A 24920-nucleotide genomic window follows, 5' to 3' on the forward strand; every position below is an offset into this window, starting at 1 on the left:
CCTTCAATTGGTGCGGGATGTGCGCCGGAGCGACGAAGGCCCGGCATATGGGCCTTCGTTCTGAGTTACCGGGGGCTGCCGGTCGCCAAAGGCCTCCAGGAGAGTTCGCGATCCCCCGTCGTCCCAGGGTCGATCGTTACCTCGACGCCGGTCTTGATGCGCCGCCGCAGGATGTCGGGACGATCCGGATTCGTCAGGAGCAGACCTTTCTCGTGGAGCGTCTGGAGCCGCGAGCGCGAAAGCTTCAGTTCGGATGCCAGCAGACGGTCGAGGCGTGTGCCCGCAGGCAACGGCACGACCAGTTCGATTTCCAGCCGCGTCCACCCGGCAGTCTCCCGCAGTACCTCCCTGGCAATGTCGAATTCAGGGAATTCGTCGATGCGCTGCGCCTTACGCCTGATGGCGTCGAGGTTGAAGCTTTCCGCCCGGATCCATCTGATATCGTTCGAGTGCAGCGCCTCCAGAATGGCCGGATCGATGTCGCTGATATTCTGACGCTCGAAGAGCGGTCGGTTCCAGGTCTTGTCGCAGGTGAGGCATTTGTAGATCAGCCAGGCATCCAGCTTGCGGCCATTGGCATTCAGCCTGATCTTATCACTGGATTGAAAGGCCCTCATTCCGCCGCATCCACTGCAAGAGATCCAGGGTTGGGGGGCGGTTTTCGGCGTGACGGTCCATCGGACTCGCAGGGTGTCGCACATAAGTCTTGGTCTTCCATTCGGAAGTTCACCAAGATGGCGCGAGAGAAATGCCTTGAGGGCGCGGCGTGGCGATGCCTTGGGGTGGTTGAAGAGCAGAGACAGCGGAGCTGCACTGGCACATTGAGAACAATGCCAAACCGGTCTCTCGCCACCACCCGATGAACGCATTCATACGCCGGCAGCTGTCGCCGCCAGGCCGTACAGGTGAAACTGGATTGAGACCGGTTCTTACTTAGGCAAAGTCACCCTCGATGCGCCCATGCTCTTCGGGCGAATGGATAGCAGATGATCTGGCCGAAAGGGAGTGACAGGTTACAGTTCGAGCATATGAACTGCGGGATTGCGGCATTTACGCAACTTATGCTGAGGGCGTGGCAGAAGACGATTCAAATAAAGTCCGGAACTATTGTCTTGTCTTAAGCCGCTGCCCGCGGAGCAGTCTTAAAAAAATCAGCTTATGCGAGAGTTCTTTTATCCAAACCAATTGCTGGATTGGCGGTGTTCCGTTAAGTGCGGGCCTTAAGGTTGTCTTAACTAATTGCAATCAAAGCATTATCTTTTTTTGCGCTTCCATCACACCTGAAATCATTCAGGCTCGTTGATAAATCTCGAATTGCATAAATTGACGACTGAGAAGAATCTGGTGCCTAGAGTCGTAAACGTTTCCAGGAGATGAAGGTGGTGCGATCAAAACCGGCTGCGGCGGGCAAGCGATTCGTGACGAAGCGAATGTCGATTTCCACGATCGCCTTGGCTTTCGCGCTGCTGACTGGGGCGCACGACGCGGCCGAGGCGGCCAATGAATGCGGCGCGCCGGTCGCCGGCGCGGTCACTTGCGCGGGGAACAATTATCCCTCGCCGGGTATCAGCTATTCGGTTACAAGCAGCCTGACCCTGACACTCAACAATCCTGCTTTGGTCGCCGTGAAGGCGACGACTGGCCAGGGCGCTGTCTTCGTCAGCGGTTCGAGTACCAATGACATCGTCATCAATGCGCTCATGTTCCAATCGATTCAAACGAGTGGTACTTTGTCGAACGGCGTTGGTGCGGTGAATTCGGGAACCGGCGGCAGCACCATCATCCGGATGGACACCGGCACCGTTATAGCGAGCGGCAGCAGTCCTCTTCCCGGCGCACTTCTTTCGAGCATCACCAACGCCACTAACAGTGGCAATGCCTTGATCACCCTCAATGGCGGGCAGGCCAGCAATACAGGGGGAGGCCAAGGCGTGAGCGCCCAGAATGCCGGTACGGGCAATGCCACCGTCACGATGAACGGCGGCTTGGTCAGCTCCACCACGGGCACTGCCATGCGCGCCATCATCACTAACGCCGCCTCTTCCGGCGCCGCCGGCGTCGCCATCAGCGGCGGTACGATGATGACAGCTTCGGGCACGGGCGTGCTGAGCCAGTCGGAGCGCGGCAGCGCCGGCATTACAATGACAGCTGGTACGGTCACGGTCCAAGGCGGTGCCAATTCCGTTCTGAACGCGGTGGTCAATAATGCCGCCGGCACAGGCACAGCCAGCATCGCCATGAGCGGCGGCACCGTCACGAACAACGGCAGCGGCGATGGCCTCTTCGCTAACAACAAGGGTACGGGGACTTACAACATCGGCCTGACCGGCGGCACGGTAACCGGCGGTTCGGGCACGGGCGCCGCCATCCATGCCGCGGCTGCCTCGGGCGGCACGATCGCTATCGGCCCCGGTGCCGTCGTCAACGCCGGAGCCTCTGGTATCGCTCTCAGCCAGACCGGCGGCGCGGCCGCAATCACCACGGCCGGCACTGTGACCGGCAACGTCAACCTCAGCGCCGCCAGCAATATGCTCGACATCACCGGCGGCGCCATCAACGGCAATATCAACGGCGGCGGCAACACCGCGCTGAGCTTCGATCTCGGCACCAGCAACAGCTTCACCTATGGCTCGCCTTACAGCATCGGTGGCGTGAACAGCGTCGCGATGAACTCGGGGTCGGCCGAGATCGACGGCAGCTTTGCTACCAACACGCTTGCCGTCAATGGCGGCAGGCTGATCCTCAACGGCGCCGGCACCGCCTCGAGCGGCGCCTCCGTGTCGGGCGGGACGTTCGTCGTCGGCGACGCCGCGCATGCCTCGGCTACGCTCACAGGGCCGCTCGACGTGCTTGCCGGCGGCCGATTGCAGGGCTACGGCATGATCGTGGGCGATATCGGCAACGCCGGCATCATCGCCCCCGGCAATTCGATCGGCACACTGACGATCAGCGGCAATTATGCCGGCAATGGTGGCACGCTGGAGATCGAGACGGTGCTGGGGAACGATGCCTCGGCCACCGACCGGCTGGTCGTTACCGGCAATACGTCGGGCAGCACCAATCTCAAGGTCATCAATGTCGGCGGCGGCGGTGCGCAGACAGTAGAAGGCATCAAGGTCGTCGATGTCGGCGGAGCCTCCAACGGCACCTTTTCGCTTTTGGGCAACTACGTCTTCCAGGGCGACCAGGCGGTCGTCGGCGGTGCCTATGCGTATCGGCTCTACAAGGGGGGCGTCAGCACGCCCGGCGACGGCGACTGGTATCTTCGGTCGCATCTGATCAACGATCCGACCGTCGGCACATCTCCGCTTTATGCACCGGGCGTGCCGCTCTACGAGGCCTATGCGGGTGTCCTGCAGAGCTTCAATCAGCTCGGCACCCTCCAGCAGCGCACCGGCGGGCGCTCCTGGATGGGCGGCGTTTCGGTCGATGCCAACGACGAGGGCGCGAGGGCGCGGGGCATCTGGGGACGGATCGAGGCTTCGCACAACCATCTGGAACCGGGGACATCGACAACCGGCACCGACTACGGTGCGAACGTCTGGAAGCTGCAGACAGGCGTGGACGGGGCGTTGGCCGAGGGCGCAGCCGGCACGCTGATTGGCGGTGTCAGCGTGCAATACGGTACGGTTTCCGCAGATGTATCCTCGCTGTTCGGCAGAGGGGACATTGACACGACAGGCTATGGCCTTGGCGGCACGCTGACCTGGTACGGCAATTGCGGCCTCTACGTCGATGCTCAAGGGCAACTGACCTGGTATGACAGCGATCTTCGTTCCGACACCCTGAACAGGACGCTGGCAAACGGCAACAGCGGCTTCGGCTACGCATTCAGTATCGAGGCAGGACAGAAGATCGGCCTTGGTCCGCAATGGTCGCTGACGCCGCAGGCCCAGCTCTCCTACTCTTCCGTGCGTTTCGACGATTTTACAGATCCCTACAGCGCCGCGGTATCGCTGGGCGACGGCGATGCTCTGGTCGGCCGTCTCGGGCTCTCCGCCGATTATGACGATCAATGGAAGGATGGCGCAGGCCGGACAAGCCGCTCGGGCGTTTATGGCATCGCCAATCTCTACTACGATTTCCTCGACGGATCGGATGTCGACGTCTCGGGAACGAGGCTCGTCAGCGAGAACCGGGCGCTGTGGGGCGGATTGGGCCTGGGCGGTTCCTATAGCTGGTCGGACGAGCGCTATTCCATCAACGGCGAAGCATTCGCACGCACCAGCCTCCAGGACTTTGGCGACAGCTACTCAATCGGCGGCAAGCTCACCTTCAATGTGAAGTGGTGATTACAGGGACTTCTGGCGAGATCGTGCCGAGCGCCGGCGCTTGGACAGGCACCGACCTTGGCTTTACGTTTCAGGCGACGTGCTGCAGCCGGACTTCGCGATCGTGCAGGAAGCAGGCCTTGGTGAAGAGGCCAAGATCAAGCTCGTTCGGCAGCCGCACATCCTGAAGATCAGGCAGGTTCTTGCCACCGGCCTCGAAGGATCGGTCGATCTGCGAGATGAAGGCGAGCACCGTGCCGGTGTTCCGGGCGAAGGTGTGAAGGGCCGAAACCTGTTCGGAAAGGCTCGGTTTGCTGCGCTGCTGGTCGAGGATCTGCAGATAGTCGATGACCGCGACCGTCCGCTTGGGCACGCCTGCGAGATGGAGCATGATGTAATCGGCGCTGATCTCGTCCGAGGTGACGATCTCGATCCGGTCGCCGAGCGCTTTGCCTTCCGGCAGGGTATGGATGCGCTTTATGGTCTGCTCATTCGTATACTCGAGCGTGAAGAAGCTCGCCCGTCGCGCCTCCCTGACGGCGTCGAGCAGGAGCTGCAGGCCGACTAGGGTCTTGCCGTGGCCAGGGCGGGCGGCGATCAGCAGCAGATCGCCGTCTGATAGTTGCGACAGCATCGATGGCGCAGATGTTTCGTGCCGCGAGGAAAGCAGGCTCCAGGCGGAGAAGCCTTCGTCCTGTGCGATACGGTCCAGCGCCTGGTGAAGCGGGATCGCATCGGTCCGCGCCAGCGATTTCGCTTTGCGCTTCAACTGATAGATGGGTTGAGACAGTTTCATTCAAACCTCCATTGCGAGCCGGAAACGCAACCCCTCCTTATGCGGTGCTCGAACAGATGGTTCGGTCGTAGGTTACCCCGCATGGACGATGCTTCCCGGATGGAGGGAGGAGGCTTGGGTCGAGCCTTGCTCAAGAGGTAACCGGCGCTGCGATTCGCGACAAGCTGGAAATGACGGGACTGTATGCTTCGAACCGGCATTCAATCCGTTACATCTGCAATATCCTCCTGAATGAACCTGATGAGCATCAGGCTTGCACAGCGGCTGAGCAGGCGGTCCCGTTCATCGGCGAGGTCCTCCTCGAAGCGCCGACAGAGCCGCTCATAGCTCTCGCGGAATGGTGAAGCGGGGAGGTATTTCGCCTCCAGGCGCAACCGCGTTTCCTGCAATTCCTTCAGATCCGGCAATGTAGGCATGGTTTGCATCCCCTGATAGGCTATATGCTGACATGGGAGGAATTTCCTTGAAATCGACCATGCCAGTGACATGCGAGGTGCGCTACCGCCTCGATCCCAGGAAACGCGCGGAATTCGAAGCCTATGCCGAGATCTGGGTCCAGCTGATCGAGCGCTATGGCGGAACGCATCACGGCTATTTCATGCCGCGCGAAAAGCCCGAAGGGGCGGGCTTGAGCTTTCCCGGCGCCGGCGTGGATGGCGCAGGCAATATCGCCGTCGCTCTCTTCACCTTCCCGGATGAGCAGACCTATCTCGACTACCGGGCCAGTGTTGCTGCCGATCCGGACAGTATTGCGGCCAATGCGCGTTTCGGGGCCGATCCGCCGTTCAAGAGTTACGAAAGGCTGTTCCTGCGACCGCTGCCGCGCGGCGATTAGACAACAGCCAGCTGCCGACACAGACAGCAAACAGACAGCTTCGCCGCGCTACCCCTCTGCCCGTCGCCCACAAGGGGCAGCAGCAAAAGGGTCAAATCATGAAGCTGAAACTGATCGCCGCTCTTACCGTCCTGTCGCTCTCGCCAGCGTTGGCGTTCGCAAGTCCGAGCTGCACGAAGGAGCCGAAATCCAAGTGGATGCCGGAGGCCGAGATGAAGGCAAAGATCGACGCCATGGGCTACAAGGTCAAGACCTTCGAGATCACCGGCAATTGCTACGAGATCTACGGCAAGGACAAAGACGGCGAACGGGCCGAGGTCTATTTCAACCCGGTCTCCGGCGAGATCGTCCAGAAGGGCGATTGAGCCATGACGGTCATCACGTCGAAGAAGGAGGGCCTCGAGCCCTCCGATACCGCCCGCCGGACGATCAGGGTGTGGGACCCGGTCGTCAGGCTGTTTCACTGGACCATCGTTACGGCCTGCATGCTGAATCTCTTCATTCTCGAAGAAGGCAAATATTGGCACCGCATCACGGGTTATGTCGTGGCTGCGGCAATCGTCATTCGCATTCTCTGGGGTTTCGTCGGTACAAAACACGCTCGCTTTTCCGATTTTGTGCCGACGCCGCGCAGGGTGAGGGACCAGATTTTTGATATGATCGATGGCAACGAGAAACGTTACCTTGGTCACAATCCGCTGGCATCGGTTATGATGCTCACCCTGATGGGGTTGCTGGCGGCGACGGCGCTGACGGGCTGGATGACGACGCTCGACGCCTTCTGGGGCGAGAAATGGCTGGAAGAACTGCATGGTACCATTGCAAACGGTATCATGGTGCTTGCCTTCGCCCATGCAGGCGCTGCCATCATCCAAAGCTGGAGACACAGGGAAAATCTCGTCTGGTCGATGGTCACAGGTCGAAAGAGGACATGAGGATACTGCTGATCGAGGATAGTTCCCGGCTTCGCGAGCTGCTTTGCGAAGCCATCCGCGATGCCGGCTGGAAGATCGATGCCTTTGCCTTTGCGCAGGAGGGGCGGGCTGCGCTTGACGGAACCGATTACGACCTGTTGCTTCTCGACCTCGGCCTGCCCGATGAGGACGGGATCACGTTCCTGCGGTCGCTCAGGGCCGCCAAGATTCAGACGCCGGTCCTGGTACTGACGGCGCGTGGCGCGGTGGACGAACGCATCGCCGGGCTCGATGCCGGCGCCGACGACTATCTCGTCAAACCTTTTCACAATGGCGAACTGATCGCCCGCATCCGCGCGCTGACCCGGCGCGCGCCGGCAACCGCGATGCCGGTTCTGGAATTCGCAGCTCTGCAATACGACATCGCTTCGCGGCGGGTTACATGCGGCAATGACGAGATCGCGCTCGCGCCCTCCGAAAAGGGTCTGCTCGAACTGTTGATGCGCAATGGCGGCCAGGTGGTGCCCAAGCCGAAGATCGAACATGCCTTCTCGGAATTCGGCGACGAGCGCAGCAGCAATGCCGTGGAACTTGCTGTTTCGAGATTGCGCAAGAAGCTCGACGGACATCCGACCAAGGCGCTGATCGAGACCGTGAGAGGTGTCGGCTACATGATCCGGGAGGCGCGCGGGTGAGCCTGAGATCGCCGACATTGGGCGCAATTCTCACGCGGCGGATCGCCTTCTTTGCGGTGCTCGCCATGGTGGTGCAGCTCGCGGTGATTTTCTCCGACTATTACTGGAATGTCGGCGAGCTTTCGCGCCTGTTCGTGGAGCAGGAGACCGAACGGCTCGCCTCCGGCATTACGGCGGAGGAGAATGACACCGTCCGCTACCGGCTTCCTGACAGCGTCGAAGGGCGCTATGGGCAGGCGCAGACCGGTTATGTGGCGCGTATCCGCGGGGCCGACGGCGACCTGGTTTTCCAGTCCTGCGATGCCGCCTGCGAAAGCCGCTTCCTGCCGCCCGATGTGAACCCGCCGGATTTCTGGCTGCGGTCGCTTGCGCCGGGCAAGCCGCTGACGCTGGTCGGAGGGCGGGCCTTCACGATCGGCGGGCAGCGCTTCTTCGTCGATATTGCGACGATGGGCGATCCCCAGGATGTCATATCGGATGTCTTCTGGAATGAGGTGATCGAACATATGATCGTGCCGATGAGCATCCTGCTGGTGTTGGTGCTCGGCGCCACGCTGCTTTCCGTGCGCCAGGCGCTGAAACCGGTGCGGATTGCGGCCGAGGCGGCGGAACGCATGGACCCGATGGATTCGCGCTCGCATCTGCAATTCGGCGAGATGCCGCGGGAAGTCGCTCATCTCGCCGCAGCCGTCAACCGAGCGTTCGCGCGTGTGGGCGAGCTGATGCGATCCCAGAAAATCCTGACATCGGGCATTGCGCATGAGGTTCGCACACCGCTTGCGGCGATCAAGCTGGAGCTTGGCCATATCGACCATCCGCGGGCGCGCAAGGCGGAGGCGGACCTCGACGATCTCGTGCGCTTCGTCAGCCAGATCACCGCGCTTGCGAGGCTCGATACATTCGATCACGGCATGTTCGAGGAAATCGACCTTGTCGAGCTTTCATCCGATGTCGTCGAGCAGCTGGCTCCCTGGGTCTACGAGAACGATCACTCGCTGGAACTCTCCGCACAGGTCGATACGGCCATCGTGCAGGGTGTGCCGGCCCTGCTGAAGGATGCGGTGCGCAACCTGATCGACAACGCTGTTCGCCACACGCCTGCGCATACCAATATCGTCGTGCAGGTGAGCCACAATCTGATCCGTGTCGCGGACCGGCATCCGGCAGGCATCCGGCAGAGTGCCGATATTGCTGCCCATGCCGACGGCCTTGGGATCGGCCTCAAGATCGTGGAGCGCATCGCCGCGATCCATCGGGGGTCGCTTCGCCGTTCTGCCGGCAGACAGGGCCATGTCTTCGACCTGGAAATCGGCGCGTAGGGCTCGCTGCCAACGCCGGCATCCCTTAACGAGCGGCTTGTCGTCCGATAGCCTAGGTTGCCCCAATATTACTCGCAGACGTCGACTCAAGCCGACGGGTCCGACCACGGTGCGCGACCAAGCTGCCTGGCGATCCAGTCTGCGAAGGCTCGCGTCTTTGTGGGCAAACCTGCCGTCGAGGGGGTTACGATATATATTCCTCCCTCATTGGGAAGCGACCAATCGGGCAAGACCCGAACCAGGCGTCCGTCGGCAAGTTCGCGCCCGACCAGCCAATCGGTGGCATAGACGATCCCGAGGCCATCTATTCCCGCCTGCACGAGGGCTTCAGCATCATCTGACGCCAGCGGCCCCGAGACTGGCACAACATGCTCACGGCGTTCGGCGTCGATGAACTCCCAGACGTGCGGGTTCACTTTTCCCGTGAACCGAAGACATGCATGGTTCACGAGTTCATCCGGCGTCTGCGGCATTCCTCTTTCTTCAAGATAAGCAGGAGCGGCGCAGAGCAGGCGGTGACGGTCGACGACCTTGCGCGCGATAAGCCGTGAATCCGCAAGACTTCCGAGACGCACGGCCAAGTCATAACCTTCGCCGATCAGGTCAACGTAGGTGTTCGAAAAACTCACGTCGATCGAAACGAGCGGATGCTTGCGCAAGAATAGCGGTAGCAGTGGCGAGATCCAACGGCGGCCGAACGCCGAGGGCAATGCAAGCTTGATGCAGCCGCGCGGCTCGCCTTCAAGGGCGGCCGTCTCGAGTTCCGCGGCCTTAATACCCTCGAGAAGCGGTCTGATCCGCTCGAGATATTCGCGGCCGGCTTCGGTCAGCACGACCTTTCGAGTGCTGCGTTCCGCCAGTCGCACGCCAAGCCGGGCCTCCAGCGATTGAACCCTGCGCGATACCGCCGTCGGATTGCGATGCAGTCTGTGGCCCGCCGCGACGAAAGATCCGCATTCCGCCAGCGTCACGAAGGCGGAGATGTCACCAAGATCGGGATTGGTGGTCGATTGCTGCATAATGCGCAGTTTTAAAGTGCGTAGGCGAGCAGTTCAAGCCGGCGTTCGCAGTATTACGTATCGGATGCAAGGTAATTTCTGCCGAAAAGGAGCCACCATGCATTACGTCGAATTGGTTGAAGCAGGGCTGAACAACTTCAAACGCCGCGAGGGACACGAACCCTTACCGCCGGGAAGAGGACAAGCGCTCGTGCGAATGCGCGCAGCAAGCCTGAACTTCATAGACCTTGCTGTTGCCCAAGGGATTTATCCCGGCATCAGCTACCCGCTCATCCCCGTTGCCGATGGCGCGGGGGAGGTCGTCGCCGTTGGTCCCGAGGTGATCAACGTGTCCACCGGCGATCGAGTGGCCCTTCACCCCAAGGTCCTCTGGCACGCGGGGCGCGCAAGTGCACTGCAAGCGCGGACGATGCGGGGCGTTGACCGGCCCGGCTCGCTCGTCGAGCTCGCCACGGTCGATGCGGCTACGCTCGTCAAGGCTCCCGACCATCTGTCCTGGGAGGCGATCGCGACCCTGCCAATCACCGCCACGACAGCCTGGAACGCTCTTGCCACCGGTGAGATCGGACCTGGCTCGACCGTTGCTCTGCTGGGCACGGGCGGCGTCTCCATCTTCGCACTGCAGCTGGCGAAAGCGCGCGGCGGTCGCGTGATCATCACCTCGTCTTCGGACGAGAAACTCGAACGAGCGCGAGCGCTCGGTGCAGACGAGACGGTCAACTACAGCACCAACCCGGATTGGGAGACGGCTATTCTCAAGCTGACCGGGGGTGTCGGGGCGGATCTGGTACTCGATACGGTCGGAGCCTCAAGTTTTGCCCGGTCGCTCGCCGCCGTGCGCCAAGGGGGCGTAGTGTACACCGTCGGGTTTGTCACGGGCTCCAAGCTCGAAGTCGACCTCATGCCATTGATCGTGAAAGCGGTCCGAGTGGTTGGGAACAACACCGGGTCGGTGGCGAACCTTGCCGAGGCCGTAGCCGCCATCGCCGCCCATAGAATCGAACCCGTTGTCGACCATGTGTTCAAGCTTGGCGAACTATCGGATGCCTATTCGGCCTTGGCGGCCGGGGGCCATCTCGGCAAGCTCGCGATCCGTTTGGACTGGTGAGCGGGATTGCCACAGCCCGACGCCGATCACGGTTGGGCGTCGTCGCGCGCGGCGTCCACCAGACGGTGTTTTCCTACGCCGCCTTGGCCGGAGATCTATATCAACGATCCCGAACGGCGGCGCGGTTTTGAAGAGGCGGTTGCCGATATGAGCGGTTAAGGGTGACTATCCCGAGATCGGCTGCGAGATCGTGATCCTGCCCGAGGTCGACGTCGCAGCACGCGCGGATTCTCTGCTGGGTCGGCTGCCAACTGCCGTTTCATAGACCCGCCGCAGCTTGACACCAAAAACGACGGCGCGCATAAAAACCATATGGGGTTGCGATCACCCCACGAGGCGACATGCCGAAGAATCGCGTCCATTGAAACCGAACAACGGAGGGACGCGTCATGCCGTCATTTCTCGAAATATCTGCAGATAAACTCGCCCGTATCGTCGGCGTACCCAATGCGCCTGTCATCGTCGATGTGCGCATCGAGGAGGATTTCGCCCGCGATCCGAGGCTACCGCCGGGTTCGATCCGCAAATCCCACACCGATGTCACCGAATGGGCGGGCAGCCTCACCGGCCCGGTGGTGGTCGTCTGCCAGAAGGGCGGCAAGCTCAGCCACGGGGTCGCCGCCCATATCCGGCATGCCGGCGGCAGTGCGGAAGTGTTGGAAGGGGGATTCGAAGCCTGGATCGGCGCGGGCGGCGCAGCTGTGCCCGTCAACCGGCTGCCGCCGCGCGACCGGCAGGGACGGACCGTCTGGGTCACGCGGGCGCGCCCGAAGATCGACCGTATCGCCTGCCCATGGTTGATCCGGCGATTCGTCGATCCTTCGGCCGTCTTTCTCTTCGTACCGACATCGGATGTCTTGACGGTTGCCGACCGCTTCGGCGCCGTACCCTTCGATATCGAAGAGGTCTTCTGGAGCCATCGCGGCGAGCTCTGCACCTTCGATGTGATGGTTGCGGAATTCGGCCTTGCTTCGGGGCCGCTGTCGAGGCTCGCGACCATCGTTCGCGGCGCCGATACCGCCCGGCCGGATCTTGCCCCCGAAGCGGCCGGGCTCCTGGCGGCCTCGCTCGGCCTGTCGCGTATGTTCGTCGACGACCTCAAGCAGCTGGATGCCGGCATGCTGCTCTATGATGCCTTCTACCGCTGGTGCCGCGATGCCACGGACGAAACCCATAACTGGCCTTCCGCGAAGAAGGGGAGCTGACGTGAACAGTGCCGTCACTAATGCGGCGCCCGATACAGAGGCGTCGCCAAACCCGCATGGCGTCACCTTCGGCGAGGCCTTTCGCGTGTGGCTGCGGGTCGCCGCGCTCAGCTTCGGCGGACCTGCCGGGCAGATCGCCGTCATGCACCGCATCGTCGTCGACGAAAAGAAATGGATCGGCGAGCATCGCTTCCTGCATGCGCTGAACTATTGCATGCTGCTTCCGGGGCCGGAGGCGCAGCAGCTTGCCATCTATATCGGCTGGCTCATGCACCGGACCGCCGGCGGCCTGGTAGCTGGGACCCTGTTCGTGCTTCCGGGTTTCCTGTCTATCCTGGCGCTCAGCTATCTCTACGTGACCCTCGGCAGTGTCGATGCGGTCGAGGGCCTGTTCTTCGGCCTGAAGGCCGCCGTGCTTGCCGTCGTCATTCAGGCGGTCGTCAGGGTTGGTGGCCGGGCGCTGAAAAACCGGGCGATGATCGGGATTGCGGCAGCCGCTTTCCTGGCGATCTTCGTCCTGCACGTACCTTTTCCCGTGATAATCCTTGCAGCCGCCATCATTGGATTCCTGGGATCGAAATCGGGTTCCCGCCTGTTCAAGGGCGGTGGCGGGCACAAGGCAGCCGGCGGCGCGGTCCTGTCCGACGCCGACGCGCTGCTCGGGGAAGACATACCTGACCATGCGCGACCGAACCTCCGCTGGTCGCTGAGGATATCGTCGGTCCTGCTGGCGCTCTGGCTGCTGCCGATCCTGTTGCTCTATCTCTTCCTCGGACCCGACGACATCTTCACGCAGATCGGCGTGTTCTTCAGCAAGATGGCGATGGTGACTTTCGGCGGCGCCTATGCGGTGCTCGCCTATGTCGCGCAGGAAGCCGTCCAGCATTATGGATGGCTGAAGCCCACCGAAATGCTCGACGGTCTGGGCATGGCGGAAACGACACCCGGCCCGCTGATCATGGTTCTCCAATTCGTCGGCTTCATGGGTGCCTATCGCGATCCCGGCAGCCTCTCACCGATAACGGCAGCTACGCTCGCCGCCATCCTGACGACATGGGTGACTTTCGTTCCCTGTTTTCTCTGGATATTTCTCGGCGCGCCCTTCATCGAGAAGCTGCGCGGCAACGCCGCGCTGGCAGGGGCGATGTCGGCCATCACCGCGGCGGTGGTCGGCGTCATCCTCAATCTCGCGATCTGGTTCGGCCTGCATTTCCTGTTCCGGAGCGCTGAAGTTCACAGCCTTGGACCACTCTCGATCGAGCTGCCCGTCTGGACCTCGCTGTCGCTGCCGTCGCTGCTGCTGAGCCTTGCGGCGGCAATCGCGATCTTCCGGTTCAAGCTGGCTGTCATTCCGGTGCTGCTGGGCTGCGCCGTCGCCGGAATGCTCTGGCCGGCCTGAGATAGAGGCGGACGCATCATCGGAAAACCCGATGGCACCATCGGTTTCTTCCGTTTCCCTTCTGCTCCGGGCTTCGGCATCTGCTTTCCCAACCAAGAAGGAGAAGGCAGATGAATGAGATCAGGATCGAAGACGCCAGAATCGTCATCGTGGGCGGCAGTTCCGGCATGGGGCTGGCGCTGGCGCGGCGCTTGCTCGACGAGGGTGCGAGGGTGACGATCGCCGGGCGCAGTGCGCAGAGGCTGGAAACGGCGCGGCGGGAGCTGGGCGATCATCCTGCTCTCGAGACGGCCAGCCTCGACCTGACGCGCGAAGAGGCGGTTGCGGCGTTCTTCCGCAATTGCGGGCCGGTCGATCACATCGTCAGTACGGCGGCGGATATCGAAGGAGCCTATCAGCTTCTGCCCGATATCGAGCTTGCGGCGGCGCAGCGGGTGGTCGAAAGCAAGTTCTACGGGCCGCTGCTGCTCGCCAAATACGGCGCACCCTGCCTGCCGCTTTCGGGCTCCATCACCTATACGTCAGGGGTCGCGGCCTATCGGCCGGCGGCGCGCGGTTCGGTCGTGGCGGCCGTCAATGCAGCACTCGAGGGGCTGGTGCGGGCGCTGGCGGTGGAGCTTGCGCCATTGCGCATCAACGCGGTGTCGCCGGGCTGGGTGGATACGCCGATTTGGAGCTTCGTTGCGGGCGACGCCAAGCAGGCGACGCTGGAGGCGATGGCCAAACGCTTGCCGGTCGGCCGTGTGGGGCGACCAGAAGATATTGCCGATGCGATCCGCTTTCTGATCGGCAACGGCTTTACCACAGGCACTATCCTGCACGTCGAAGGCGGGCATCGGCTGGTCTGACCGACCGGAAATCCTCGGTCGCTTGAGCAAGCAGCGAGGAAAGCGCCGGCGGCTGCACGCGCCGGCGGCGCCAGATCATGACGAGCGAGGCTGTCGGGGTATTAGCTGGCCAAGGCAGCTCTCTCACATCACCGTGCGCCATATCTGCGCCCAATGCCAGTCGCGGCACGAGGCCGTAACCGGCACCTGCTGCGACAAGCCGAATGATCGTCGTGATGCTGTCGGCCTGGGTGACGATATCAGGCGCGGCGATATCGGCTTCAGTGAAGGCGGTATCGAAGAGGCGGCGATAGACGCATCCGGTCTCGGTGGCGACGAAGGGCAGGCGGCTGAGTTCTGCGAGGTCTTTCGGCGGCTCTGCTGCATTGTGGCCCGATATCAGCACCAGCGGCTCGCGCGAGATGAGGCGAGTGACGAAGCGTTCATCCTCCATCCCGCGATCGAAGGTGAAGGCGATGTCGATCGAGCCGTCTTCCAACCGGCGCTGCAATTCACCGCTGCCGCCGATCTTGAGCGTCAGGGCGATATCGGCGTTCCTCTTGCGAAAGCGTGACAGGAAGGGCGCAAGCTTCTTGACCGCGACGGTTTCGAGCGTGCCGATCGAGAGCGTTTGTCCACGGCTGCCCGCCGCCGTGCGAACGGCCGCCATGGCCTCGTCGTTGAGCGCAAGGATCTCCTGCGCATAGGCTTTCAGCATGTCACCGGCCGGTGTCAGGGTCACACCCTGCCGCGAGCGGGTGAAAAGCTGGACGCCCGTTTCCTCTTCCAAAGCCTGCATCTGGTCGCTGAGGCTCGACTGGGCAAGGTTTATCTCGCTGGCGGCGCGGGTGAAATTGCCGTGCCTTGCGACCGCAAGGAAGGTTTTCAATTGTCGTGGGTTCATGGCAGGCTCCGCGCTCTGAGGCAAGGACGGCGCTTTCTGCCTATATCAGCCGGCGGTGCGAAGAGGGAGTCTTTCCATCTGGCTGTGACAGCCAGGCGCTGACCGTCCGCCGGGACTGCAATGTTGACGACAGACCTATGCTCGGCCAAATTCTGCCCGGTATTTGCGGGTGACAAGGAGACTTGCCGATGCCTTCAGAGACTTCCGTCATCGACTGGCTGCTCGCCTCCGATCCCGCCATCCGCTGGCAGGTCCTGCGCGATCTCCTGGATGCGCCGGAGCCCGTCTGGTCGGCCGAGCGGCAGAAGGTCGAGACGGAGGGGTGGGGTGCCAGGCTGCTCTCCTATCAGGATGCCGATGGGCAGTGGGCGGGTGGGAGCTTCCTGCCCAGCGATTTCACCCGCGAGGAATGGCAGGCGACCGGCCAGCCCTGGACGGCGACGAATTTTTCGCTGACGCAGCTGCGCGAATTCGGGCTCGATCCGAAGTCGGAGCGGGCGCAAATGACCGTCTCGCTCATCGGCGCCAATTGCCGTTGGGACGAAGGCGGCCAGCCTTTCTGGGAGGGCGAGGTCGAGGAATGCATCAATGGCCGCACGGTTGCGGACGGCGCCTATTTCGGCGTCGATGTCTCGCCCATCGTCGACAGGCTGCTCGGCGAGCGCCAGGCCGATGGCGGTTGGAACTGCGAGCGGGCAAATGGCTCGGTGCGTTCCTCCTTCCACACGACGATCAACGTGCTGGAAGGACTGCTGGAATATGAGCGGGCGACCGGCGGGACGGCGCAGTCGCGCGAGGCGCGGCGTTCCGGCGAGGAATATCTGCTGGCGCGGCATCTGATGCGCCGGCTCAGCACCGGCGAGCCCGTCGATGAAAAATTCATGCAGTTCCTGCATCCGAACCGCTGGCGTTTCGATGTGCTGCGGGCGCTCGAATATTTCCGCGCCTCGGCGATGCTGACGGGTGCGGCACCCGATGCGCGCCTTTCGGAGGCAATTGAATACCTCCGCTCTCGCCGGCTTGAAGACGGAAGCTGGCCGCTCGACTGGCGCGCATCCGGCAGGACGTGGTTCGTCATGGATGACGGCGAGGGCGAGCCCTCCCGCTGGGTGACGCTACGTGCACTCAGGGTGCTGAAATGGTGGGATGGCCGGAAGGCTGCCGTTGCGTGATGCAGTTTGCAGATTTAAGCATTATCACAGTAAAACCATGGCTTAGGCCGGTGTGCTGAAGGCCGACAGCCTTGCCTCGAACTCTTCCATCGTATCGAGAAACCAGCAATCCGTCCCGCGGTTGGCCTCATCGACGAAGCTTCGCAGCGCCTGGCTTTCGGCAAGCTCGGCGTCGATCCTGCCGATAATGGCGACGCGCAGCCGGTAGTTCACGAATTTCTGGATCGCTGCGCCGGCGACACCGGAACGGAGGCTCAGAAAACCTTCGGGCAGGTGCTCGACGGTCAGCACCACCCAATCGACGGATTCGCCGAGGGCGTCGCCGATCAGGGCATTGAAGCCGCTATCGGCCGAGAGCCGTGCACAATCCGGATTGCGGACGAGCAAGCGAAAACCGTGGAGAATGCCGATGTCATCGCGCACGGGATATCCTTCTCTTCTTCGGCACTGCCTGAAATAGACGTTCAGGCTTCGCAGGAGTTCCGCCGTGCCTGACGGCGCGCCATCTCTGAGATGGATTTTCCGTTGATATGCGTCAATACCGGATGCAGGTCATCGAGGCCTTTTGCCGGTAGCGGCTTCACGCGCCCTTGGCTATCTTGGCAGCGCCCCAAAGCGAGCCCGGATTGGCGCGGCGCGGATAAAGCGCCAGCATCGCATCGAACAATTCGCGCGCTGTCGTCGTCTCCAGTTCGAGCCGGTTGAAATCGCGCAGATATCGCTGGGTTTCGTCGATGATAGTAGGATCGTCGGTATTTTCGGGGATCTTGTGGCCGGCGACGACGGCCTTCGGCTTCAGTTCCTTCAGCCTGTCCAGCGTTTCGATCCAGTGCTGCCGGCTCTCGCGCGTGGTCTCGCCGAGATAGCAGTGGATGCCGTTATAGACGACGTCGCCGCCGACGATGAGGCCGATCGAGGGCACATGCAGGGCGGTCGAGTACGACATGTCGGTATGGCCGGCATCGATCGGTATCAGCTTGTGGCCTTCGAGATCGAGGTCCGGTGCTTCAAGGACATCGGCGACAGCCATGGTTTCGGCGATCTCGCCGGGAAACAGCTTGCGCCAAAAGCCGTCGAGCATTTCGGGCGCGCTCTGGTGGCGCATGGCCTCCACCACATCAGCAATGGCATAGGCCTTCGCATCCGGGAAACGTTCGAGCAGCGTGCCGATGCCGAAGAAATGGTCGCCATGGCCGTGGGTGATGTAGATGGCTTTCAGCCGCTTGCCGCTCGCTTCCACCCAGTCGGCGAGGGTCCTCGTTTGCGGTTCGGTCAGGAAGGTATCGACGAGCACGGCATGATGCTCGCCCGAGATCAGCGTGGCGGAATTGGCGACCCATTGAAGGGACGGATCGCCGGCCGGCACATCGCGGCTGAGGCCGGGGCGGCGGATTGTCAGGACATCGTAGCGCAGGCTGGTGGAGGGGTTGGACGTCATGGCGGCAATTTCCTTGGAAGAGTTGGAGTGAGGGGTGAAATCGCTTGAATTTCGCAGCAAAACAATAAATATATGACCGGTCGTCTATAATTGTTCAAGAGGGTAAAATGGACGCAGCCAAGCCGGCCCGCCGCGGCCCGAAGCCGAATGTGCAGATGCGGGAAAAGCTTATCGAGGCGGGTTTGAAAGAGATCCATACCAATGGATTCGCCGCGACCGGCATCCAGAAAATCGTCGACGACATCAACGTGCCGAAAGGCTCCTTCTACAATTACTTCGACAGCAAGGAGGCTTTCGGCGCGGAGGTGTCCGATCGTTACTCCGAGCAGGCGCTTGCCCGGCTCACGGGCTTTCTTGCCGATACCGACAAACCGCCGCTTCGTCGGCTAAAGGCTTATTTCGACGACCGCGCTGCTTCTTTTGCCTTGAGAGGTTTTGTGCAGGGCTGCGTGCTCGGCAATTTCAGCGCCCAGACGGTCGATCATAGCGAATTGATCCGTGAGCATGTGGCGGCACATTTTCGCCGCTGGAGCGGAGTGATCGCCGGATGCCTGTCCGAAGCCCAGAGGGATGGCGCGCTTGCCGGCGACCTGCCTGCCGAAACACTTGCCGATTTCATCCTGAACAGCTGGGAGGGAGCGCTTTTACGCATGCGCGCCGAGCGCAGCGGGGCGCCGCTCGAAGCATTCAAGCAGATGGTCTTCGACACATTGCTGCATGGCAAGGTGCATTGAATTGGAGAATCCCGTCGTCTTTTGCGAGCTGGCAATTGTTTCGGCTAATCTGCTGAAGCTATGCCGGGCGGCACCCCCTCGGGCATCAGGCTTTCGAAAATTGATTTCGATGAGGGCCGATGCTTAGTGCCGGTCTTCCAGCATCCGGTCGAGCGCGGCGATCAGTTCCTGACTTCCGGTCCGGTCGTCGGCGATCGTCTGGAAGATGCCGGCCATGCCCTTGAAGATGAGAGCCGCGGGATCGTCTTCCCCGAGAAATTCGGAGATTTCTTCCATTTCCGCCACCCAGCGATAGGCCTTGGGATACATGTCGGGAATGGACTGGCGCAGGCGGCGCAGATGCTCGGCCTGGCTTTCGGCCAGTTCCACCTTCAGCGCTTCGCTGGCGCCGTTGCGGACAGCGGCAAGCAGCATGGCGGCAGAGAGCCCGGTGATGCCCTTGTTGATGCCGGCATAACACATCTTCAAGGCCGAGGCGGCACCGATCGGACCTTTTACCCGGCGGATCTTCAGGCCGAAACGGGCGAGCAGGTCGGGCTCGCCGGCGAGGTCTCCGCTGAGACAGATGACCGGGCCGGCCTTGCCCGATACCGGCGGACCGCCGATGATCGACCCGTCGATGACCTTGACGCCTGCGGGAGCGAGCTTTGCCGCAAGCGCTTCCATCGTCTTGGGGCTGATGGCATTGAGGTCGACGAAAGGCGGTTTCTTCGCGGATTGCCGCAGCACCGGAGCCACGAGATCCGCCACCTTTTGTGCTTCGGCCGGGGGGACGATCGAGAGGATGATGTCGGCCTCGGCAAAGGCCGAAAGCGGTGCAGCCAGGAGGCCAGCAGCGCGGGCGCGCCCGATTGTCGCTTCACTGCGCCCCTCCAGAAGGGTGATGATGCTCGCGCCCGACTCGGCGAGGCGACGGCCGACGGCGCTGCCCGTGGCGCCGGCGCCGAACAATGCAATGGTGGTGGACATTGGCGAATGACACCTCTTTGCCGGGATGAACCGAGATTAGGGCGGGACGGCCGATGCCGCAAGGCGGGTGCGGCCTTCGGTCCGCCGGCTAGAGGCTCTCGAGTTCCTCGGCCTCTTTATCGGTCCGGTTCAAGGCGGACTGTGGAAGCGCAGCCCGCGCGGCATCGCGACAGGCCCTCGGGGAGCTACCCGTCATGCGCTTGAAGGCATTGCTGAAGGCACTCTCGGACGTATAGCCGAGCGAGCGGGCGATAACGGCGACAGGAGTGGTTTCCTCCCTGAGCGCCCGTTGGGCAAGGTGCATGCGCCATTCGGCGAGATAGGTCAAAGGGGCCGCACCCGAGATCGTGCGGAAATGAAAAGCGAAGGTCGTGCGCGACATGGCGCAGGCGCTGGCAAGCTCATCCAGATGCCAGGAACGGGCGGGATCGCCATGCATGAGGCGCAGTGCGGGTGCTAGGCGCGGGTCCGACAACGCTCGCAGCCAGCCGGGAGGCATGAGCGCAGCCGTTTTCAGATGGGCGCGCAGGATCTGGATGAAGAGAAGCTGGGCAAGTTGCGCGCAGGCAAGACGAGTACCGGGTTCTGCCGAGGCTCGTTCGTTGACGAGCTGGTCGAGAATCCATCTGATAGTCGAAGCCTGCCGCGATGCTGCGCTGATGTGGATCCAAGGCGGCAGAACATCGGCTAGCAAGCGGCCGCTGACGGGATCGAGGAGCACATGGCCACCGATATGGGCGAAGTCCTCGCCATCACCAAGCTGCGCGGTCGAGCGTCCGGCACCGGAAAACAGGCTCATCGCCTCTACGGCAGGAACACCCGGCGCACTCGACAGCACGAAGGAACGCCGTGCCGAAAGAAGGCCGACATCGCCGGCTTCGAACAGCATCGGCTCCGGCTCGCCATCGATATCGACCCAGCAGCTGCCTTTCACCACGGCAAAGAACTTGATCGTCTTCGGCACCGGAAAACGGATCGCCCAGGGACCTCCAGCCGTGAACCCACCGGTGACAAGCGTTTCGGCATTGGTGAATTTCAGGATATCGGAAAAGGGATCGGGTGCCATTCCCGCACTATCGCGCAAGTATTCCGCACGTTCAAGCATTCATAATCCGAAAGGATGGTTCTAACTTTGATCCATGCCGCCGAACCGGCGGTTTTCGACAGAGAGAATCTTCATGACATTGAGCAGACGCAAACTTGGAAATCGGGGCCTGGAAGTCGGAGCGATCGGCCTCGGCTGCATGGGCATGAGCCAGTCCTATGGACCGGCGGACGAAGCGGAATCGATCGCGATCCTGCATCGCGCCATCGAGCTTGGCTGCGATTTCTTCGACACGGCGGAAAATTACGGCCCTTTCAAGAACGAGGCTCTTCTCGGCAAGGCCTTCAAGGATCGGCGCGATAAAGTGGTGCTCGCCACCAAATTCGGTTCGCGCTTCGATGGCGACAGGATCATCGGTGCCGACAGCCGGCCGGAAAACATCATCCGGGTCGTCGAGGGTTGCCTCACCCGGCTGCAGACGGATCATATCGACCTGCTTTACCAGCACCGCCTCGACAGAAGCGTTCCGATCGAGGATGTCGCCGGCACGGTCGGCGATCTCGTCAAGGCGGGCAAGGTGCGGTTCTTCGGTCTTTCGGAGATCGGTATCGCCAACCTGCGCCGCGCCCATGCCATCCATCCGGTTTCTGCAGTGCAGAGCGAATATTCCCTTTGGGAGCGCAATCTGGAACCGGAGATCATTCCGGTGCTGCGTGAACTCGAGATTGGCCTCGTGCCTTTCTGCCCGCTCGGACGCGGCTTCCTTGCAGGCGGCGTCAAGCGTGCCGAGGATTATCCCGAAGGTGATACGCGGCGCATCGATCCCCGCTATCAGGGCGCAAATTTCGATGCCAATATGCAAGCAGCACGCATCGTCTTCGATGTGGCCGCCGCCAAGGGTGTGAAGCCCGGGCAGATCGCGCTCGCCTGGCTGCTGCAGAAAGGCGACGATATCGTTCCGATCCCCGGCACCAAGCGCCGAACCTATCTGGAAGAGAATATCGCTGCGGCCTCCATCCGTCTGGATGCCGAGGAAATGCAGAAGCTCGACGACGCTCTGGTGGCGGGGACGATTTCCGGAAACCGCTATGCAGACTGGATCATGGCGACGATCGATCGTTAAAGCGCCGACGAAAGGGACAAAGCATTTCCGTCATTCGATAAAGACGGGGATGTTAGTCCCGCATCCTGAGCTCATCCGTCTGCATCTGCAGCGAACCCAGCGTTTCCAGAAAACTCATGCCGAGCAGGCTCTGGTCGAGCCTGCCGTCTTCGGCGACGGATGCAGCCACATTGGTGCGGACGATCGGGCCGATCGCGACCTGATCGAGCGTGATGGGTGCGGCGCGGGCGCGGCCGTTGGCGGTCATTACGGTCATGGAATAGGTAAGCTGGTTCAGATCGATGCCGATGCGCAGCGCATCCTCATGCGAGAGCGCCACCATGCTGGCGCCGGTATCGACGAGCATCGGCACTGATCGGCCATTGATCGAGACTTCGGCCTGGAAATGGCCATTCAGCATTTTGTGGACGATGACTTCCTGACCGCCTTCGCTCGTCGTGACGACGACGGCGCGGCCGGGCATGAGGCCAGCGAGCAGCCGATTACCGACAGCAGCCGCGTCCTGGCGATAAAGATAGACGGTGGCAAGAGCCAGAATGATGACCAGCCAGATCATCAACTGGCGCAGGGTTTGGCCGATGTTGCGGCGGCTGCCCCAGATACCGGCCGCCAGCATCAGGGAGATCGGCAGCAGATAGACGAAGCGGCCGAAATCGTCGCTCTGGAGGCCCATGATACGGCTCTGGTCGCCATTGAATAGGAGGACGGCAAGGCCGATGCCGATGACGGCGAGCAGGAGGATGAGGCGCATCAGCCTGCGGCCTCTAGCGTTTCGGCCGAGTCCGGGAAAAGGGCGGCGAGGCGGGCGGGCAGGCTTTCCATGATGATTTCGCGTTCCTCATCGGAAAAGCGCATCCAGCCGGCAATTTCGTCTGTTGTGCGGCCGCATCCGGTGCAAAGACCAGTGAAAGGATCCAAAGAGCAGACGCGGATGCAGGGTGTTCGCATGGGCGATATATCGGGATTTCAGACAGCCATGGCAAGGGCGCAGAAGGCCGCAACCTCGCAAATCTGCTGGGTGGCGCCGAGCGTGTCGCCCGTGTGGCCGCCGAGCCTGCGGCGAATGAACCAGGTGAAGGCGAGCGTGGCGATGCCTGCGCCAAGAAGGATTGAGACAAGCGGCTGAAGTCCGAGGACCGGCCAGACGAGGATTGCCGTCGCAAAACCGGCCGATACCAGGGCGATCTGCGTCGCCGCCTCGGTGGGGCTTCCGGCCGAGGCCGCGAGCCCATCCGGCTTTGCGGCGGGAAGGCGCTGCCAGTGCCAGGCGATCGCCCCGCGGCTGAGTGCGGCGACGGCGGGAATGGCAAGTGCGGCGGCAAAAGGCGGTGCTTCTCGGGCAATCGCGGCAAGGGCCGAAGCCCTGAGCGCAAAGGAAAGGAAGAGGGCAATTGCGCCATAACTGCCGATGCGGCTGTCCTTCATGATGACAAGGCTCTGCTCGCGCGATTTCCCGCCGCCGATTCCATCCGCCGTGTCGGCAAGCCCGTCTTCATGCAGCGCACCGGTCAGGACCGTCTGCACGGCGAGCGCCACGAGCGCCGTCATCAGACGGTCGGCATGAAACACCAGCATGACGAGGTAGACGAGAGCGGGCAGGGCGCCGATAGCGATCCCGGCGAGCGGGAAGACGCGGACCATCCGGCCCAGCTTGCCCTCATAGCCGGCAAACAGCCATGACGGCATGGGGATGCGGCTGAGGAAAGCCACGGAGCGCGCGGTATCGACCACGATGGCTTTTATCATTCCTAAGATCATTCTCTGCGGTCCCCCGTCTCTCCCAGCGTTCTTGTCTCCCTGCGGCTTTTGGCGTTGTTTGCTTTTTCAGATTGTTCGCTTAGGCCGCTCGCTTTAAGAGAGTCGCCACGCAAAGAACCCGATTTGCCGGGATAAGACAAGAATACAAGGAAAGCCATCCAGATGAGCGTTTCAGGCCTGCCGTTCGACGATTTTCGCGCCCTTCTTCGTGATCTGCCGGGACCGGATGCCCGCGCGCTGGTCGCTGCGCGTGAACGCGACGCGCAACTGACGAAACCGCCGGGCGCGCTTGGCCGCCTTGAGGAAATCGCTTTCTGGCTCGCCGCCTGGACGGGCCGGACACCGGCCGTCAACCGGCCACTGGTAGCGATCTTCGCCGGCAATCATGGCGTCGTCCGGCAGGGCATCACGCCCTTTCCGCCCGAGGTGACGCAGCAGATGGTGGAGAATTTTGCGGCCGGCGGGGCGGCGATCAACCAGATCTGCGTTGCCTACGACCTCGGCCTGAAAGTCTTCGATCTAGCTCTCGATTATCCGACCGGCGACATTACCCAGGAAGCAGCGCTTACCGAACGGGATTGCGCCGCAACCATGGCCTTCGGCATGGAAGCGATTGCCGGCGGCACGGACCTGCTCTGCATCGGCGAAATGGGCATCGGCAACACGACGATTGCGGCTGCGATCAACTATGCGCTTTACGGCGGCACGGCGCGCGACTGGGTCGGCCCCGGCACAGGCTCGGAAGGCGAGATGCTGGAGCGCAAGATCGATGCCGTCGAGCGAGCCGTCGAGCTGCACAGCGATCACCTTGGCGATCCCCTCGAGATCATGCGCCGCCTCGGCGGGCGCGAGATTGCTGCGATGGCGGGCGCCATCCTTGCGGCGCGCATGGAACGCATTCCGGTATTGATCGACGGGTATACGGCAACGGCCGCCGGCGCGATCCTCAGAGCGGCCAACCCTTCGGCGCTCGACCATTGCCTGATCGGTCACGTTTCTGCCGAACCCGGCCATTTGCGGGCCATCGAAATGCTCGGCAAGACGCCGCTCCTGGCGCTCGGCATGCGGCTGGGCGAAGGCACGGGTGCGGCGCTGGCCGCCGGCATCGTCAAGGCGGCTGCCGCCTGTCATTCCGGTATGGCGACTTTCAGCCAGGCCGGTGTTTCCGGCAAACACTAAGGCTCGAACGTCGGTTTTGCGCCTACGGAGGCAAAATCTGCCGGCGCGGATCGATGAGAAGCTTGCAATCGACGACGTCTGGCAGCTTTCGGAAGGAAGGCTTGTGGAGCATTGGGAAGTTCGCCAACCCGTGCAACAGAGCGAATTGCATGGCAACGGCATGTCATCACCATCCGAGCCGGTCGCGGCCCGTACCGCAATACGTTGCGG

The 24920-nt window shown here is 62.1% G+C and carries 26 protein-coding genes; 14 read left to right on the plus strand and 12 right to left on the minus strand.

The features are described from left to right. Positions 1-65: 65 nt before the first annotated feature. Positions 66-701: a DUF1062 domain-containing protein gene (locus FHX15_RS10235; RefSeq protein WP_184396340.1), complete on the minus strand. Its 636-nt coding sequence runs from the start codon at positions 699-701 to the stop codon at positions 66-68. Positions 702-1379: 678 nt separating this feature from the next. Here FHX15_RS10235 and FHX15_RS10240 point away from each other — a divergent pair. Beyond that, positions 1380-4292, plus strand: a complete 2913-nt coding sequence (locus FHX15_RS10240; RefSeq protein WP_312861813.1) for an autotransporter outer membrane beta-barrel domain-containing protein — start codon at positions 1380-1382, stop codon at positions 4290-4292. Between the two features lie 70 nt (positions 4293-4362). Here FHX15_RS10240 and FHX15_RS10245 read toward each other — a convergent pair whose 3' ends face one another. Continuing rightward, complete coding sequence (locus FHX15_RS10245; protein WP_184396342.1) at positions 4363-5067, minus strand: DNA helicase; 705 nt, start codon at positions 5065-5067, stop codon at positions 4363-4365. Between the two features lie 200 nt (positions 5068-5267). Then, on the minus strand, positions 5268-5483 hold the full coding sequence (locus tag FHX15_RS10250) for a hypothetical protein (protein ID WP_184396344.1): 216 nt from the start codon (positions 5481-5483) through the stop codon (positions 5268-5270). 59 nt (positions 5484-5542) lie between these two features. Here FHX15_RS10250 and FHX15_RS10255 point away from each other — a divergent pair, with 59 nt between their 5' ends. The 5 genes from FHX15_RS10255 (at position 5543) to FHX15_RS10275 (ending at position 8830) form a co-directional block, all read left to right on the plus strand. Continuing rightward, entirely contained in the window at positions 5543-5902 is a 360-nt protein-coding gene (locus FHX15_RS10255; RefSeq protein ID WP_184397155.1) for an NIPSNAP family protein, read from the plus strand. Between the two features lie 98 nt (positions 5903-6000). Next, on the plus strand, positions 6001-6267 hold the full coding sequence (locus tag FHX15_RS10260; protein WP_184396346.1) for a PepSY domain-containing protein: 267 nt from the start codon (positions 6001-6003) through the stop codon (positions 6265-6267). Between the two features lie 3 nt (positions 6268-6270). After that, entirely contained in the window at positions 6271-6837 is a 567-nt protein-coding gene (locus tag FHX15_RS10265; protein WP_184396348.1) for a cytochrome b/b6 domain-containing protein, read from the plus strand. Next, positions 6834-7511: a response regulator transcription factor gene (locus tag FHX15_RS10270; RefSeq protein WP_184396350.1), complete on the plus strand. Its 678-nt coding sequence runs from the start codon at positions 6834-6836 to the stop codon at positions 7509-7511. Before FHX15_RS10265 ends, FHX15_RS10270 begins: the two co-directional genes overlap by 4 nt. Further along, positions 7508-8830 (plus strand): ATP-binding protein, encoded by a 1323-nt coding sequence (locus FHX15_RS10275; protein WP_184396353.1) that lies wholly within the window; start codon positions 7508-7510, stop codon positions 8828-8830. The genes FHX15_RS10270 and FHX15_RS10275 overlap by 4 nt, the downstream gene beginning before the upstream one ends. An 86-nt stretch (positions 8831-8916) precedes the next feature. Here FHX15_RS10275 and FHX15_RS10280 read toward each other — a convergent pair whose 3' ends face one another. Then, positions 8917-9849: a LysR family transcriptional regulator gene (locus FHX15_RS10280; protein ID WP_184396357.1), complete on the minus strand. Its 933-nt coding sequence runs from the start codon at positions 9847-9849 to the stop codon at positions 8917-8919. A gap of 97 nt (positions 9850-9946) precedes the next feature. Here FHX15_RS10280 and FHX15_RS10285 point away from each other — a divergent pair, with 97 nt between their 5' ends. The 4 genes from FHX15_RS10285 to FHX15_RS10300 all read left to right on the plus strand — a co-directional run bounded on the left by FHX15_RS10285 (position 9947) and on the right by FHX15_RS10300 (position 14409). Continuing rightward, the gene (locus tag FHX15_RS10285) at positions 9947-10957 is read left to right on the plus strand and encodes a zinc-dependent alcohol dehydrogenase family protein (protein WP_184396362.1); all 1011 of its coding nucleotides are present in this window, start codon (positions 9947-9949) and stop codon (positions 10955-10957) included. 389 nt (positions 10958-11346) lie between these two features. Next, positions 11347-12162, plus strand: a complete 816-nt coding sequence (locus FHX15_RS10290; RefSeq protein ID WP_184396365.1) for a sulfurtransferase/chromate resistance protein — start codon at positions 11347-11349, stop codon at positions 12160-12162. Position 12163: 1 nt separating this feature from the next. Continuing rightward, positions 12164-13561 carry a chromate efflux transporter gene (gene chrA, locus FHX15_RS10295; protein ID WP_184396368.1) on the plus strand — a complete coding sequence of 466 codons (1398 nt, stop codon included), beginning with the start codon at positions 12164-12166 and terminating at the stop codon, positions 13559-13561. Between the two features lie 110 nt (positions 13562-13671). Further along, the gene (locus tag FHX15_RS10300; RefSeq protein WP_184396371.1) at positions 13672-14409 is read left to right on the plus strand and encodes an SDR family oxidoreductase; all 738 of its coding nucleotides are present in this window, start codon (positions 13672-13674) and stop codon (positions 14407-14409) included. Here FHX15_RS10300 and FHX15_RS10305 read toward each other — a convergent pair. Further along, positions 14372-15292, minus strand: a complete 921-nt coding sequence (locus tag FHX15_RS10305; protein ID WP_184396374.1) for a LysR family transcriptional regulator — start codon at positions 15290-15292, stop codon at positions 14372-14374. The two genes, FHX15_RS10300 and FHX15_RS10305, sit on opposite strands and share 38 nt — an antisense overlap. Positions 15293-15480: 188 nt before the next feature. On the opposite strand from FHX15_RS10305, the gene FHX15_RS10310 reads away from it, so the two are divergent. Next, positions 15481-16464, plus strand: coding sequence for a squalene cyclase (locus tag FHX15_RS10310; protein WP_184396377.1), 984 nt, complete (start codon positions 15481-15483; stop codon positions 16462-16464). A 42-nt stretch (positions 16465-16506) separates the two neighbouring features. On the opposite strand, the gene FHX15_RS10315 is transcribed toward FHX15_RS10310, so the two are convergent. Continuing rightward, the gene (locus tag FHX15_RS10315; protein ID WP_184396380.1) at positions 16507-16887 is read right to left on the minus strand and encodes a DUF4180 domain-containing protein; all 381 of its coding nucleotides are present in this window, start codon (positions 16885-16887) and stop codon (positions 16507-16509) included. A 157-nt stretch (positions 16888-17044) separates the two neighbouring features. Next, positions 17045-17902, minus strand: a complete 858-nt coding sequence (locus FHX15_RS10320; RefSeq protein ID WP_184396383.1) for an MBL fold metallo-hydrolase — start codon at positions 17900-17902, stop codon at positions 17045-17047. Positions 17903-18009: 107 nt separating this feature from the next. Between FHX15_RS10320 and FHX15_RS10325 the strand changes: the two genes are divergently transcribed. Then, a complete protein-coding gene (locus FHX15_RS10325) occupies positions 18010-18636 on the plus strand; it encodes a TetR/AcrR family transcriptional regulator (RefSeq protein WP_184396386.1) in 627 nt (208 codons plus the stop codon). 123 nt (positions 18637-18759) lie between these two features. Here FHX15_RS10325 and FHX15_RS10330 read toward each other — a convergent pair whose 3' ends face one another. Beyond that, positions 18760-19605, minus strand: a complete 846-nt coding sequence (locus FHX15_RS10330; protein ID WP_184396389.1) for an NAD(P)-dependent oxidoreductase — start codon at positions 19603-19605, stop codon at positions 18760-18762. 88 nt (positions 19606-19693) lie between these two features. Beyond that, on the minus strand, positions 19694-20671 hold the full coding sequence (locus tag FHX15_RS10335; RefSeq protein WP_210290669.1) for an AraC family transcriptional regulator: 978 nt from the start codon (positions 20669-20671) through the stop codon (positions 19694-19696). A 112-nt stretch (positions 20672-20783) separates the two neighbouring features. On the opposite strand from FHX15_RS10335, the gene FHX15_RS10340 reads away from it, so the two are divergent. Next, the gene (locus tag FHX15_RS10340) at positions 20784-21773 is read left to right on the plus strand and encodes an aldo/keto reductase (protein WP_184396395.1); all 990 of its coding nucleotides are present in this window, start codon (positions 20784-20786) and stop codon (positions 21771-21773) included. A gap of 52 nt (positions 21774-21825) precedes the next feature. On the opposite strand, the gene FHX15_RS10345 is transcribed toward FHX15_RS10340, so the two are convergent. Genes FHX15_RS10345 through FHX15_RS10355 form a run of 3 tightly spaced genes read right to left on the minus strand, consistent with a single transcriptional unit; the run spans position 21826 to position 23519 of the window. Beyond that, positions 21826-22524 carry a TIGR02281 family clan AA aspartic protease gene (locus FHX15_RS10345; RefSeq protein ID WP_409527005.1) on the minus strand — a complete coding sequence of 233 codons (699 nt, stop codon included), beginning with the start codon at positions 22522-22524 and terminating at the stop codon, positions 21826-21828. Beyond that, a complete protein-coding gene (locus tag FHX15_RS10350; RefSeq protein ID WP_184396398.1) occupies positions 22524-22721 on the minus strand; it encodes a DUF1289 domain-containing protein in 198 nt (65 codons plus the stop codon). The genes FHX15_RS10345 and FHX15_RS10350 overlap by 1 nt, the downstream gene beginning before the upstream one ends. Positions 22722-22739: 18 nt before the next feature. After that, a complete protein-coding gene (locus tag FHX15_RS10355; RefSeq protein WP_246778920.1) occupies positions 22740-23519 on the minus strand; it encodes an adenosylcobinamide-GDP ribazoletransferase in 780 nt (259 codons plus the stop codon). A 174-nt stretch (positions 23520-23693) separates the two neighbouring features. Between FHX15_RS10355 and cobT the strand changes: the two genes are divergently transcribed. Next, positions 23694-24710 (plus strand): nicotinate-nucleotide--dimethylbenzimidazole phosphoribosyltransferase, encoded by a 1017-nt coding sequence (gene cobT, locus FHX15_RS10360; RefSeq protein WP_184396403.1) that lies wholly within the window; start codon positions 23694-23696, stop codon positions 24708-24710. Positions 24711-24920 lie beyond the last annotated feature (210 nt).

This window comes from Rhizobium sp. BK650, from assembly GCF_014195325.1.
Classification (GTDB): domain Bacteria; phylum Pseudomonadota; class Alphaproteobacteria; order Rhizobiales; family Rhizobiaceae; genus Rhizobium.